General features: G+C 40.9%; 13 protein-coding genes. 6 read left to right on the forward strand and 7 right to left on the reverse strand.

Annotated elements, in window-relative coordinates; translation table 11 throughout:
* Positions 1-125 precede the first annotated feature (125 nt).
* Entirely contained in the window at positions 126-497 is a 372-nt protein-coding gene (locus ACMX3D_RS15065; RefSeq protein ID WP_482752200.1) for a cyclic nucleotide-binding domain-containing protein, read from the forward strand.
* 83 nt (positions 498-580) lie between these two features.
* Here ACMX3D_RS15065 and ACMX3D_RS15070 read toward each other — a convergent pair whose 3' ends face one another.
* The 5 genes from ACMX3D_RS15070 to ACMX3D_RS15090 all read right to left on the reverse strand — a co-directional run bounded on the left by ACMX3D_RS15070 (position 581) and on the right by ACMX3D_RS15090 (position 6532).
* Entirely contained in the window at positions 581-1411 is an 831-nt protein-coding gene (locus ACMX3D_RS15070; RefSeq protein ID WP_482752201.1) for a CheR family methyltransferase, read from the reverse strand.
* Positions 1411-2478, reverse strand: a complete 1068-nt coding sequence (locus ACMX3D_RS15075; RefSeq protein ID WP_482752202.1) for a protein-glutamate methylesterase/protein-glutamine glutaminase — start codon at positions 2476-2478, stop codon at positions 1411-1413. Before ACMX3D_RS15075 ends, ACMX3D_RS15070 begins: the two co-directional genes overlap by 1 nt.
* Positions 2479-2586: 108 nt before the next feature.
* Positions 2587-3891 (reverse strand): methyl-accepting chemotaxis protein, encoded by a 1305-nt coding sequence (locus tag ACMX3D_RS15080; protein ID WP_482752203.1) that lies wholly within the window; start codon positions 3889-3891, stop codon positions 2587-2589.
* Positions 3892-3903: 12 nt separating this feature from the next.
* Entirely contained in the window at positions 3904-4353 is a 450-nt protein-coding gene (locus tag ACMX3D_RS15085) for a chemotaxis protein CheW (protein WP_482752204.1), read from the reverse strand.
* Entirely contained in the window at positions 4346-6532 is a 2187-nt protein-coding gene (locus ACMX3D_RS15090) for a chemotaxis protein CheA (RefSeq protein ID WP_482752205.1), read from the reverse strand. Before ACMX3D_RS15090 ends, ACMX3D_RS15085 begins: the two co-directional genes overlap by 8 nt.
* Positions 6533-6672: 140 nt before the next feature.
* Here ACMX3D_RS15090 and ACMX3D_RS15095 point away from each other — a divergent pair, with 140 nt between their 5' ends.
* The 4 genes from ACMX3D_RS15095 (at position 6673) to ACMX3D_RS15110 (ending at position 9803) form a co-directional block, all read left to right on the forward strand.
* On the forward strand, positions 6673-6945 hold the full coding sequence (locus tag ACMX3D_RS15095) for an IS1/IS1595 family N-terminal zinc-binding domain-containing protein (protein WP_482752206.1): 273 nt from the start codon (positions 6673-6675) through the stop codon (positions 6943-6945).
* Positions 6946-7157: 212 nt separating this feature from the next.
* A complete protein-coding gene (locus ACMX3D_RS15100) occupies positions 7158-7523 on the forward strand; it encodes a response regulator (protein ID WP_482752207.1) in 366 nt (121 codons plus the stop codon).
* A gap of 7 nt (positions 7524-7530) precedes the next feature.
* On the forward strand, positions 7531-8151 hold the full coding sequence (locus ACMX3D_RS15105) for a chemotaxis protein CheC (RefSeq protein ID WP_482752208.1): 621 nt from the start codon (positions 7531-7533) through the stop codon (positions 8149-8151).
* Between the two features lie 35 nt (positions 8152-8186).
* Positions 8187-9803 (forward strand): hybrid sensor histidine kinase/response regulator, encoded by a 1617-nt coding sequence (locus tag ACMX3D_RS15110; protein ID WP_482752209.1) that lies wholly within the window; start codon positions 8187-8189, stop codon positions 9801-9803.
* A 271-nt stretch (positions 9804-10074) separates the two neighbouring features.
* Here ACMX3D_RS15110 and ACMX3D_RS15115 read toward each other — a convergent pair whose 3' ends face one another.
* Together ACMX3D_RS15115 and ACMX3D_RS15120 are read right to left on the reverse strand one after the other, a co-directional pair.
* The gene (locus ACMX3D_RS15115) at positions 10075-10614 is read right to left on the reverse strand and encodes a DOMON-like domain-containing protein (protein WP_482752210.1); all 540 of its coding nucleotides are present in this window, start codon (positions 10612-10614) and stop codon (positions 10075-10077) included.
* Entirely contained in the window at positions 10611-11729 is a 1119-nt protein-coding gene (locus ACMX3D_RS15120; protein WP_482752211.1) for a phosphotransferase enzyme family protein, read from the reverse strand. Before ACMX3D_RS15120 ends, ACMX3D_RS15115 begins: the two co-directional genes overlap by 4 nt.
* A 510-nt stretch (positions 11730-12239) precedes the next feature.
* On the opposite strand from ACMX3D_RS15120, the gene ACMX3D_RS15125 reads away from it, so the two are divergent.
* Positions 12240-12419 carry a hypothetical protein gene (locus ACMX3D_RS15125; protein ID WP_482752212.1) on the forward strand — a complete coding sequence of 60 codons (180 nt, stop codon included), beginning with the start codon at positions 12240-12242 and terminating at the stop codon, positions 12417-12419.
* The last annotated feature ends 40 nt before the right edge of the window (positions 12420-12459 follow it).

The raw sequence follows: 12459 nt of genomic DNA on the forward strand, positions 1-12459 counted from the left end.
ATTTACGCTTATTAACATCTGTTGAGTCTGTTGAAGGTTCATCAACAGTCGGTAGTATAATTTACATAGGTTATAATCTTGCGTAACTAAAATTTTTTCAAGTAAACAATTTTGGTATTGCTCTAATGGTTTTAAGTCCAGTAATTACAATCAATATCTTTCAAAAACAAGCCAACGCTCAAATATATTCTGCTGGCCAAGTCATCTTTGAAGAAGGACAGTCTGGTGAGTTTATGTTCGGCATTGTCGAAGGAGAAATAGATATATTAGTAAACGGTAAAATTGTAGAGACAATTACAACTGGGGATGTTTTTGGTACAGGGGTACTTGTAGGAATCAAAAATCGTACTTATACTGCGATCGCTAAAACTGAATGCAAACTTGTTTCTCTAGACGAAAAAAGATTTCTCTTCGCTGTTCAAGAAACACCGATGTTTGCACTCCATGTAATCAAAAACTATTCAGAGCGTTTATCTCGTTTACAACACATGGTTTAGGGTGAAATCTACCACAAGCAGAACCGAGAAAGCAGACTACAAATCAATCACTTTCTCGGTGTGATCGCATTGTCTAAAGAAACTTAGCGTAATCGATAGAAAATACTTCTGTCAAATTGCACCCGCTCAAAAGCTTCATGTAAATTAATAGTAGTTTCACCACTACCTAAAAATAAATAGCCATCTGGTCTTAATTGCTGTCTAACTTTTGTGAGTAAATTTTTCTTAGTAGTTATATCAAAATAAATTAAAACATTGCGGAGAAAGAGAATATCAATATTAGGTAAAATTGACCAAGAATGCACAAGATTTATCTGGCGAAAATCGATTACTTGGCGAATTTCATCATGAATTTCCCATTCATTATCTAACAATTTAAAATATCTTTCTCGGAGATTTTTCGGTAGACCACGCTTAATTTCTAATTGGTTATAACGCCCTTGCTTGGCACGGGCTAACACTTTACCAGAAAAATCACTAGCGATAATTTGTACAGACCAATTAGCCAATAAAGGAAAATGCTCCCGAATCAGCATGGCAATACTATAAGCTTCTTGGCCATTAGAACAGGCAGCACACCAAATATTTAGCGATCGCTCAATTCTTCGTTTTTTGATCAACTCTGGCAACACTACTTGTTTCAAAGCTTCAAAGGGATATGTATCTCGAAAAAATGAAGTTTCGTTAGTAACTAACGCCTCAATTGTCTGAATATGCAGATCACTTAATGGTTGATGCCGCAAGTAAGCAATTAAATCGGCAATTTTAGTGAATCCGGCGGCTTCGGCAATTGGTTGCAAATGTAACTCTGCCAAATAAGTTTTATCACCATCTAACACCACTGCTGAATGCTGATGAACTAATTGCCGCAAATAGTCAAAATCTGAAGTAGTGATATCCATTTTCTGTTTCATCACAAACCTGTCCTTTGGACAGGATGGATGCGCTGCATAATTTCACCTGCCATTTCCTCCAGGGGAACAATTTGATTCGCCAGCCCAGCATTGATAACAAAACTAGGCATTCCCCAGACTACACTACTAGTTTCATCTTGTGCCAATACCTGTCCGCCAGACTCACGGATACATTGACAGCCATGTAATCCATCTTGACCCATACCCGTGAGAATCACTGCGATCGCACCTGCACCGTAAACCTGGGCAACTGAACGCAACAGCACATCCACAGAAGGGCGACAGGAATTTTCCGGTGGTGCTTGATGCAGCCCCAGGCGCACTGCACTGCCATCACGTTGCACAATCATGTGGAAATCTCCCGGTGCAACCCAGACTTGTCCTGCTTTTAACAGCACACCGTCAATCGCCTCCGCTACAGGAATTTGACACTTAGAGGATAATCTTTCGGCTAGTAGCTTTGTAAACATCGGTGGCATGTGTTGCACAATCAAAATTGGAACTGAGAAATCTGCGGGTATCTCACTTAGTAGTATGGCGAGGGCGTTTGGCCCCCCGGTAGAAACCCCAATGGCGACCACATCCACTGGCTGTTTTTTGGCGGGGATGGGAAGAACGAATGTAGGCGCGATCGCACTTACCGGAGAAAATGCGATCATTCCTGCACCAAATTGCTTGATTTTGGGAATTAATTCTTGAAGGATATGCTGGTTAGCGGCCTCTACACCTCCCAGATTACTGGGTTTGGTGGCGTAATCTGAAGCACCTAAAGAGAGAGCTTCTAGGGTAGCACTTGCACCAGTATGAGTAGAAGTGCTGAACATAATTACTGGTAAGCGTGGATATATTGGTCGGAGCGCAGCCAGAGTTTCTAAACCGTTCATCTCCGGCATTTCCACATCTAAAATGACAACATCGGGATTGACTTGCGGAATCTTTGCTAAAGCAATGCGACCATTAGCCGCAACCCCCACCACCTCTAGTTGCGGATCGCTGGATAAAATCTTACTGACGCGACTGCGAACCACCACCGCATCATCCACAACTAATACCCGAATTTTTGGCATAGTGAAATTTCAAGAAGAAGAATTTGATGCCTCACGCATAGACGCGGTAGCGGCTTCCCGCAGGGTAGGCGCAAAGGCGCAGAGAGTTAAATTTTTTCCCTAGCCCCCTCAATACTTGAATTGAGTCACAACTTTTTGCAAATCTACGGCCATACGGGCTAATTCGGTGGCTGCGGCTGAGGTATTACTGGCTCCTATGGTTGTGGTTTGCGCATTCAGGGCGACAATGCCGATACTTTTGGCAATATCTGTTGTGCCTTGGGCGGCTTCGGCAATATTTCGGGCAATTTCATTAGTGGTTGCTGTTTGTTCTTCCACAGCGCTGGCGATGGTGCTTTGCAAGTCGTTAATTTGGTTGATAATGTCGGTAATTTGAGAGATGGCTGCCATCGCACCTTTGGTATCGCTCTGAATTGCTTCAATTCTTTGACTAATATCTTCGGTAGCGTTGGCTGTTTGCTTGGCTAATTCTTTAACTTCGTTGGCGACGACAGCAAATCCTCTGCCAGCATCCCCGGCTCTGGCGGCTTCGATGGTGGCGTTGAGTGCTAGTAAGTTGGTTTGTTGAGCAATGGAAGTAATGACTTTGATGACTTTGCCAATTTCCACACTACTTTGACCAAGTTTATCTATTGTCTCATTGGTGCGATCGGCGGTTTTAACTGCCTCATTGGCAACTTTTGCCCCTTCGGCGACAGTTTTGGCAATTTCCCGAATGCTGGCATTCATTTCTTCTACTGCTGTAACAACTGTGATGCTATTTTGATTCACCTGTTCTGCCGAAGCCGAAGCTGAAGTCGCCTGTTCTGCGGTTTGTTTGGCATTTTCCGTCATTTCTTTGCTGACTGCGGTTAATTCTTCGGCAGAAGATGCAACTGCTGTGGCTACATCTGCCATTTGTCTAATAGAAGACCGCAGACGGCTAATCATCTGATTGGCATTATCAGTCAGCTGCTTAAATTCTCCCGCATTGTCTGCCTCGATGTGTTGGGATAAATTTCCTTGAGCAACAACCAGGGTAACTTCTCGAATACTTTTAATCTGCTCAGAGATATTTGCAGACATCTGATTGACGTTGTTCAGTAATTCTTGCCAAGAACCTTTAGCACCTTTGACAACGGCTTGAGAACCGAATTTTCCTTCTGTACCAATTTCCGCTGCTATGCGTGCAACTTCGTTGTTCACGCTTTGGTTCAAACTCACCCATTGATTAAAAACTGTGGCAATTTCACCTAAACCATTGTTCTCAACTGCTAAACGAACGGTAAAATCACCATTTTTGGCAGCTTTGAGTGCTGCTAATAAAGGTTGTAGTTGTATATCTGTGATATTTTGATTAATTTGTGTTGGCTCTGTATTATTTTCTGCGGGAGTTTTAGAGTTGGCTGTTTTCCCAGCCCGATTTGTAGCCATTGCCAATAGCTCCTAAATTACTTGAATGTTGAGAATTTTTTCTGTGTCAATAACTAACAAAAACCCTTCTGCAAGGGGGTAAGCTCCCGCCAGTACTTGACGAATTCTACCTTTTAAGGTTGCGGGTAGGGGTTGAAAGGTGTTTTCGGGAAACTCCAAAACATCTCCCACATTATCGACAAGTAAACTCACTAGTTCATCATCAGAACATACAACGATATTAAACCCCTGGGCTGCTTCTAGATGAATGTTTCGCTTGACCGATTCACCCATATCTAATCGCTGCTGCAAGTCAATCACAGGAATAATCTGTCCCCGCAAGTTAATCAGTCCACAAATATCTGGCGGTGCTAAAGGTACACGAGTGAGGATTTGGGGACGAATCACTTCTTGAACGTGCTTTACGTCGATGGCAAAGTAAGTTTGATTTAACCAAAAAGTGCAAAGTTGTTGTTCAGCCACGTTCACTCACTTGCAGCAAATAGGGGTTAGCAATCTCAATCACAGCCTCAACATCGAGAATTTCTGTGATTTGCCCTTGAATTACGGCACAAAATAAAACACCCGGTCTACTAGGGATACCTGTTATTGTTAATGGTTCCTCTACAATATCAAGAATGCGCTCAACTACTAGCCCAACACTTAGTCCGGCTTTGGGAGAAACAATCACTAGTTGCAGTGTATCGGTTTCAGTAGTGGGCGTTAACTCATCACCAGGAAATATCTTTTGCAGGTTAATTAAAGGCAAAATTCTGTCGGAAGACCGTACAACCTCCTGATTACCCACTTTTTCTACAGCAGTGCGCTTAATTTCTTCTAACCGGAAGGCGATCGCAATTGGTATTCCCATCAGTGCGCCTTGAGGCCCTTGAAACAGTAAAATTAATTGGCGTTCTTCTACTTCTACTAGGATATTTGTCGCTGAAATACTCGACAATAGCTGTTGTTTCTCGTGCAGTCCTGCCAGTTTTGCCAAATTTACCGCATCAATAATTAATGCTACTTTGCCATCTCCCATGATTGTGGCTCCAGCAAACAAAGATAGTGCTTTTAACTGCTTTCCTAAAGGTTTGACAACAATATCTTGAATGTCTTCAATTGTGTCTACGACCAGTCCAAATTGATAGTTGTCGGCTTGAATGATGACTAAAGTGAGTGCTGAGTGCTGAGTGCTGAGTGGGGAGTGGGGTGTATTTGGAGGTTGTAAGATTTGATTGAGGTAAACTAAGGGGATGAGATTACCACGCAGGGGATACACGGGTACGTCGTAATATATTTCAATTTTGTTGAGTGCTTGTTCTGGTTCTAAGCGCACTAACTCTTGGAGACTGGCTTGGGGAATGGCATAGCGATCGCCGTCATTGGTGACAATTAATGCAGGAATAATTGTTAATGTCAGGGGAATTTTGAGTATAAATCTGGTTCCTTGTCCTGGTTGAGTGTCAATTTCAATACTGCCGTTAATTTTTTCAATATTACTTTTGACTATATCCATCCCCACGCCACGCCCGGAAAGGTGACTAATTTGTTCTGAGGTGGAAAAGCCGGGTAAAAAAATTAAATTTCTGGCTTCTGCATCGCTCATTATCTCCGCTTGTGTAGGACTAAGTAAGCTTAGTTGCTGCGCCCGTCTTTTCAGTTGTGCTGGAGATAAACCACGACCATCATCACCAATTTCAATATTGACTTTGCCGTTTTCATAAAAGGCTTTGAGAAAGATCTTTCCTGTGGTTGACTTACTAGCCGCACTACGGTCGGTTGGTGATTCAATGCCATGATCTATGCAGTTGCGGACTAAATGAGTTAAGGGGTCTTTAATGGCTTCAATAATACTTTTATCTAGTTCTGTATCGGCTCCTTGCATTTGAACTTCAACTTGTTTACCATGTGCGATCGCTAAGTCTCGAATTACGCGCGGGAATTTTTGCCAGATGCTACTAATTGGTTGCAGTCGAGTTTTCATTACCCCTTCCTGCAATTGGGTTGTAATCAAGTTGAGGTGCTGGCAAGTTGCAGCAAAATTACTATCTTTATATTTCTGGGAAAATCCCATCACTTGGTTACGGGTTAAAACCAGTTCCCCTACTAAGTTCATCATCTGATCTAGCAGACTCACATTCACGCGGATATAAGCTGATTCTGATCCTGAAATTGCAGTTTCCGCAAGTTCAATGGGCTGGGGCGCTGGTAGCAATGGCGAAACTGCTACTATCTGTTGCGTTTCTTGTAATCTCGTTAAAGCACGGATAAGAGTAGAATAGTCATCGTTGCCTTCATGCTTTGTGGTTTTAATCTGGGATAGCAACTGACGGATGCTATCTACTGTTTGCAGTAAAGTGCTAATGATTTGTGGTGTGATTGTCCAGTTTAGCTGATTGTTCTCCAGCGATCGCTTTGCACCATCACGCAAACATGATATTAAACTTTCTCCTGCATGAGCCAGGGATTCTAACTTGGGAAATGGTAAAAAGCCACAGTTTCCTTTGAGTGTATGCAGTGAGCGATAAATTCGATCTAAAGCTTCTCGGTTGACAGATGCTTTTTCTAAATCAATAATGTCTCTTTCAATTTGAGACAAACTTTCATAGCTTTCAACGAGGAATGCTTCTATGTCATCGTTGTCAATTTCCGTTAACTCCATTGGATTGATAGGCTATAAAATTATATCTTGCGTTTTAATTTTAATATTTTTAAAATCAACAGATATATTTCTTGAGAAAGATGTTCACAGTAGTTAATGCTGAAAAGATAATGGTTAAACCCAATCATCAAGTGTGAGATATGCAATGTCCCCGTTGCTATTCAACTCAAACTGCTAAGAATGGTCATCGCAAAAACAGACAATGCTATAAGTGCAAACAGTGTGGTCGTCAGTTTCTCGAAACTTATCATCCTTGGAGCTATTCAAATGATATCAAGCAACTTTGCTTAAAAATGTACTTCAATGGTATGAGCCTACGGGAAATTGAACGAGTAACGGAGATTCATCACACGACTGTTTTACACTGGCTACGGCAAGCTAAGTCAACAATAGATAATATTTCTCAAACCTAAATAATTTGACAAAAATATCTGAAAGTAGCATTATAGTTTCAGCAAGATATATGATTTTGAGAGTATGTTTATTTTTATAAAAAAGTATAAAATTGCGTTATTTTTAAATAAAAATTTATTTCATAATACTGAGTTTGATTTAACAAAATATCTATGCTAAGCCAGCAATCTAAAATAAGTAAATATAAGGAAAAAATTTTAGGGTTAAGCTGATGAGCTTAGTATTAATTATTGATGATGCAGCCTTTTCTCGGAGAATGATTCGCAAGTTTCTGCAAGTTGATGGTTATGAAATCCTGGAAGCTACTAATGGGCGTGAAGGTTTAGAAATAGTTCACAAATATCAGCCTAATTGCGTGTTAGCTGATTTGTTAATGCCAGATATGAATGGGTTTGAATTTCTTCAGGCTTTACAAGATGAAGGGTTAAAAATTCCCACAATTATCATTTCGGCAGATATTCAAGAAGGCGCACGTAATCAAAGCTATAACTTAGGAGCAGTTAACTTTATTAATAAGCCCCCGAAAGAACAAGAATTGCGCGAAGTTGTTCAGCAAGTTATTAATACCAAGGAATAAAAATCTTATGAATGTGACAGTAGATCAACTAGATGCTTTACAAGAATTAATTAATATTGGAGTTGGTCGAGCCGCCAGTCTACTGAATGAAATGGTAGATTCTCACATTCGTTTGGAAATTCCTTTTGTTAAAGTCTTGAGTACTACACAAGCATATGAAGAATTAACTAGTCGATTTCATGATGCTAGTTTAGCATCTGTTAAGCTGAATTTTACAGGCTCTTTCTATGGCACAGCCGGGTTAATTTTTCCGACAGAAAGTGCATCAACATTAGTGGCAGTTTTGACGGGGGAAGAGCCTGGTTCAGATGATTTAGATGCAGTTAAAATTGGAACTTTAAGTGAAATTGGCAATATTGTAATTAATGGGGTGATGGGTTCAATTAGTAATGTGTTGAAGCAGCACATGAATTACACACTACCTGTTTATTTAGAAGCTAAAATTGATAATTTATTATTAACTACAGATGCCAACGATTCTAAGATTTTACTAGCCCAAGCTCGTTTTACGATTGAACAATTAGAACTGATTGGTGATATTATTTTAATTTTTGAGGTAGGAACATTCGATGCGTTAATTCAAGCGATTAACGAAGAGATGTCCATATTATGGGAAAATTCCCATTAGTGTTGAGCAGCACAAATCAAAAATAGTGTGAGAAGATGAAAATAATTGAGCAAGCCCAAGAAAAATTTAGCTTGTTAGACCAAGTTCCTTTAGGAGCTTTTGTTTTAGATTCGGAACACACCGTTTTATTTTGGAACTGCTGTTTGGAAGAATGGACAAAAATCCAGAGAAGTAAGATTTTAGGAACATCTATTGATGAGTATTTTCCTCATTTGAATCAACCTCGTTATTCTATCCGTCTCAAACAAATTTTTGAAGGTGGCCCGCCAACAATTTTTTCTTCTCAGTTGCATAAATATGTGATTCCTGTAGCGTTACCGCAGGATAAATACCGCATTCAACACACAACAGTAACTGCTGTACCTGCATTAGAAGGAGATAGATTTTACGCACTGTTTTCCATTCAAGATGTGACTGATTTAACCTTCCGAGTTCAAGAATACAAGAATATGCGCGATCGCGCCTTAGCTGTAGCCGAAGAACGCCAGCAAGCCAAAGAAGCCGCAGAAGCAGCCAACCGCATTAAAGATGAATTTCTGGCTATAGTGTCTCATGAGTTGCGATCGCCCCTAAATCCGATTTTGGGATGGGCAAAGCTATTGCGCAAACGCACTCTCAACGAAGCCGCCAGCCTTCGCGCCTTGGAGACAATTGAACGCAATGCTGAACTGCAAGTGCAATTAATTGATGATTTATTGGACATCTCGCGGATTCTACGGGGTAAGCTATCACTGAATTTAGAAACCGTGAATCTTGCTTCTACGATTGAATCTGCCTTAGAAACAGTGCAATTAGCAGCCGAAGCCAAGTCAATTCAAATTAAACTGCATCTTGAGCCAAACATTGCCAAAGTCAAAGGTGACAGTGGCCGTTTGCAACAAGTTGTTTGGAATTTGCTATCGAACGCTGTCAAATTTACTCCTGATGGAGGACAAGTTACTGTTTATTTAAAACAAATTGATTCTCAAGTTCAAATCCAAGTCCAAGATACAGGTAAAGGTATTAATCCGGAATTTTTGCCTTATGTCTTTGAGTATTTTCGTCAAGCAGATAGTAGCATCACCCGCAGATCAGGCGGACTAGGACTAGGTTTAGCAATTGTCCGCCAGCTAGTTGAGTTACATGGTGGTAGAGTTTGGGCGGAAAGTTTGGGTGAAGGACAAGGCGCAACATTTACAGTTTGTCTACCAGCGCAACCACAAACTCCAGAGTTAGTCGAGGAAGAAAGCAAAGTATCTAGCACTTCCTATCCATTTCCCATACTTTCCCTGCCCTTAGAGGGTATCAAGGTATTAATCGTAGATGATGATGTTGATACACGGGAATTTCTGGCCTTTTTTTTGGAACAGCAAGGTGCAATTATCACTACAGCACAATCTGCCTATGAAGCCCTTGCCGCCATAGCGCAGTCCCAGCCAGATATACTATTGAGTGATTTAGGTATGCCAGATGTTGATGGCTACGCTTTGATTCGCAAACTGCGATCGCTTCCTACTCATCAAGGTGGCAAAATTCCCGCCATCGCCCTGACAGCTTACGCCGCCGAGACAACCCAACAACTAGTTTTTGCCGCCGGATTTCAACTGCATATTGCCAAACCAGCCGATCCCACAAAATTAATCGCTGCCATCGCGGGACTGGTTCACAAGTGAAAGCAGGATGTAAAATTCATGCTGATTACAACCATTACACCCCTAAACCATACACCCTTACACCCTGTCTCAATTAAATACCCAAAATAAAAGAGCGATCGCAGTTCCGTGGTAGCGATCGCTTATCTTATAGCCTATAAAACCCTGAACAAAGTAATCGATTACTAAAATTGTATTTTTGCTGGCTTCATTCTGACTGTGGGGTAAGCCCCCTCATGGGCTTAACCCCTCAATCTGCGTCTTGCTTAATACTGGTATTAATTTCTCTAATTTACAACCGAATTAGAAAACTATCACGCAAGTGAAAATCCGCTTCAGCACCTTTATGAGCTAATGCCCAGTAAGACACTTGAGTATTGTTTTGTTTTACCACAGTAGTAATTGCCACATCAATACCTTGGTCTGATGAAATGATTTTCGCCAAATCTACATCTAAATTCAGCGTTAAAATGTCAGCCTGATGCTTAACAGCGAATGGCAGAATAGTAAAGGCTGTTTCCGCTTGCATCCCTTGACGATAGCCATCAAAACGATAGACATTCCAGTGTCCAGCGGGAGATAAGTTAAATTCCCAATACCTTGTTGAGTCTTTGATTCCCACAAAGAACTCAAAGCAAGTATCTTGCCATAGTTCATCCTTGCGGGTTGGTGTATCTGATGGTGCAGCAATGATAATTTCTGTTAAATCGCCGAGTAGATTGTAAGTAATAGCAAGTTTACGCTCTTTTCGGGCGATATTACCTGTGATTTGCACATCAGGTAGCAAGTTGTCAGATGCAAAGGGTTGCAAAGTGAATTTTTGCTCGTTCATTTCATATCCTGAATAATCTTGCGAATCTGGCTTTCTTGAGATTCGATACTTTCGGTTAGCTTAAACTGAACGATCGCCCTTGCTAAATTATGTTCTGGATGCTTGACTTTAAAATATACGTTCCCAGCTAAGTAATCGGTAAAAAATCGCAGTCCTAATTCAAAGGCAATTAAACGAATGCCATCGTACATATAGGCATAATCATTCTCAGTCAAAAATGCTTTCGCTACGGAAAGATAACCTTGTAAAATTCCCTGACACAAATCTGTATCAAAATAAACCCTATCCCATGCTTCCGTTTCTTCACCAGCCGGATTGCAACCAGAACGCAAACAATCACCAATATCGTAATGTACTAATCCCGGCTTCACAGTATCAAGGTCTATCACACTGACAGCTTTTTGCGTTGCCGTATCAAACATGACATTGTTAATTTTGGGATCACCGTGCATTAAGCGTAATGGTAGCAAGCCTTGTTCTTTGGCATTTTCGAGGATCTGGGCAAAATTTGTGCGATCGCTAACAAACTGCAAGCAATAATTAACTTCAGGAGATAATTGCGGACTATTGTTTGCTAAAACTTCTTGATAATGACGCAAATAAAGCGGTGTAATGTGGAAACCCGCAAGCGTATCTGCCAGTTGTTCTGGTGGTAAATCGCTGATTAAATTGTGAAACATTCCCAAGGCATAGCCAATTTCCTTGGCGTATCCAATATTTGGCATCGTATCGAAAGACTGTGAGTCTTGAATATAGCTAATTGCCCGCCAAAAAGAGCCATCAGCATCCATAAAATAGTCTTGAGAATTCTTGGTTGACAGTACCCTTGGTACTTCCCAGCGACGGTTGAGGGGTGTGTATTGCAGACGCTGATAAACATGATCGCTAAAAATCCGCATATTCTGCATAATCAGTTGCGGCTGACGAAATACCTGGGTGTTGATGCGTTGCAAAACAAAATACTGTGCTGGTGCAGAATCCAAGGTTACTAAAAAAGTGTCATTGATATTACCACTGCCAAATGCTGCCACACTTCTCACATTATCCTGAAGCACAAATTGCTCGGCAATTGCAACTAGATTCGCTACGTTCTGCTTGCTGATAACTGTTGCCATATTTATTTTTGACTACTCCCCACGCAAAAAGCACAAAAGCAATAGCAGAAATGTTAACTCAAGTGTTGGCTTGAGAGTATATAAATGTGTTGCGACTTTCAGCCAGAATAGGCAACTTTCTGTGGGAGAGAAAACGGGCAACGGGCAACAGTGATGAATTTTTACCATTCCCTAACCAGCACCGCAGCTGCACCCCCTATTTCCTATTCCCTGTTCCCTGTTAACAGAAAACTTGTCAGCATGAGCCACTGATATGGTCAGCGAACTCAGTACAACAGCCAGACATGGCAGTTACAACCACGTAGTATTCAGCGTTAGGAACTTTGAGCATCATCTTCAGTCTAAAGAATTGGACAGAAAACTTTACGTAAAATTCCGCAATTGCCACCAGGACAACTGAATACATATCATGTCATCTTTAACTAGAAATTCAGTAAGTGGCAGTTTTTTTATCAATTTCCACTACTGCATATAACGCGATCGCTTATATATATTTAGTTTGTTCTTCCTATGGTAGAAAAACACACCAAGATTAAATTTCCTCTTTGGCAGTATCTTAACCAACCCTTATTTAGCCGTGATTCTAAATTAGAATTAAATCCTCATCGATTTGCTCATAGCTGGCGGATTGGATTGCTCAAAAGGTGCTGGCATAAAGAATGCGATGCCAAGGGACATCAACAATCATAAATTTAGTTAATAAATATATATTCCGATCTGAGTTACTTGG

The sequence above is a fragment of the Anabaena sp. TISTR 8404 genome (assembly GCF_056847745.1).

Coding starts and splice junctions, on each gene's coding strand:
- ACMX3D_RS15105 (WP_482752208.1), top strand. CDS start 7,531: ATGAATGTGACAGTAGATCAACTAGATGCTTTACAAGAATTAATTAAT.
- ACMX3D_RS15080 (WP_482752203.1), bottom strand. CDS start 3,891: ATGGCTACAAATCGGGCTGGGAAAACAGCCAACTCTAAAACTCCCGCA.
- ACMX3D_RS15115 (WP_482752210.1), bottom strand. CDS start 10,614: ATGAACGAGCAAAAATTCACTTTGCAACCCTTTGCATCTGACAACTTG.
- ACMX3D_RS15090 (WP_482752205.1), bottom strand. CDS start 6,532: ATGGAGTTAACGGAAATTGACAACGATGACATAGAAGCATTCCTCGTT.
- ACMX3D_RS15070 (WP_482752201.1), bottom strand. CDS start 1,411: ATGAAACAGAAAATGGATATCACTACTTCAGATTTTGACTATTTGCGG.
- ACMX3D_RS15065 (WP_482752200.1), top strand. CDS start 126: ATGGTTTTAAGTCCAGTAATTACAATCAATATCTTTCAAAAACAAGCC.
- ACMX3D_RS15120 (WP_482752211.1), bottom strand. CDS start 11,729: ATGGCAACAGTTATCAGCAAGCAGAACGTAGCGAATCTAGTTGCAATT.
- ACMX3D_RS15125 (WP_482752212.1), top strand. CDS start 12,240: ATGGTAGAAAAACACACCAAGATTAAATTTCCTCTTTGGCAGTATCTT.
- ACMX3D_RS15100 (WP_482752207.1), top strand. CDS start 7,158: ATGAGCTTAGTATTAATTATTGATGATGCAGCCTTTTCTCGGAGAATG.
- ACMX3D_RS15095 (WP_482752206.1), top strand. CDS start 6,673: ATGCAATGTCCCCGTTGCTATTCAACTCAAACTGCTAAGAATGGTCAT.
- ACMX3D_RS15110 (WP_482752209.1), top strand. CDS start 8,187: ATGAAAATAATTGAGCAAGCCCAAGAAAAATTTAGCTTGTTAGACCAA.
- ACMX3D_RS15075 (WP_482752202.1), bottom strand. CDS start 2,478: ATGCCAAAAATTCGGGTATTAGTTGTGGATGATGCGGTGGTGGTTCGC.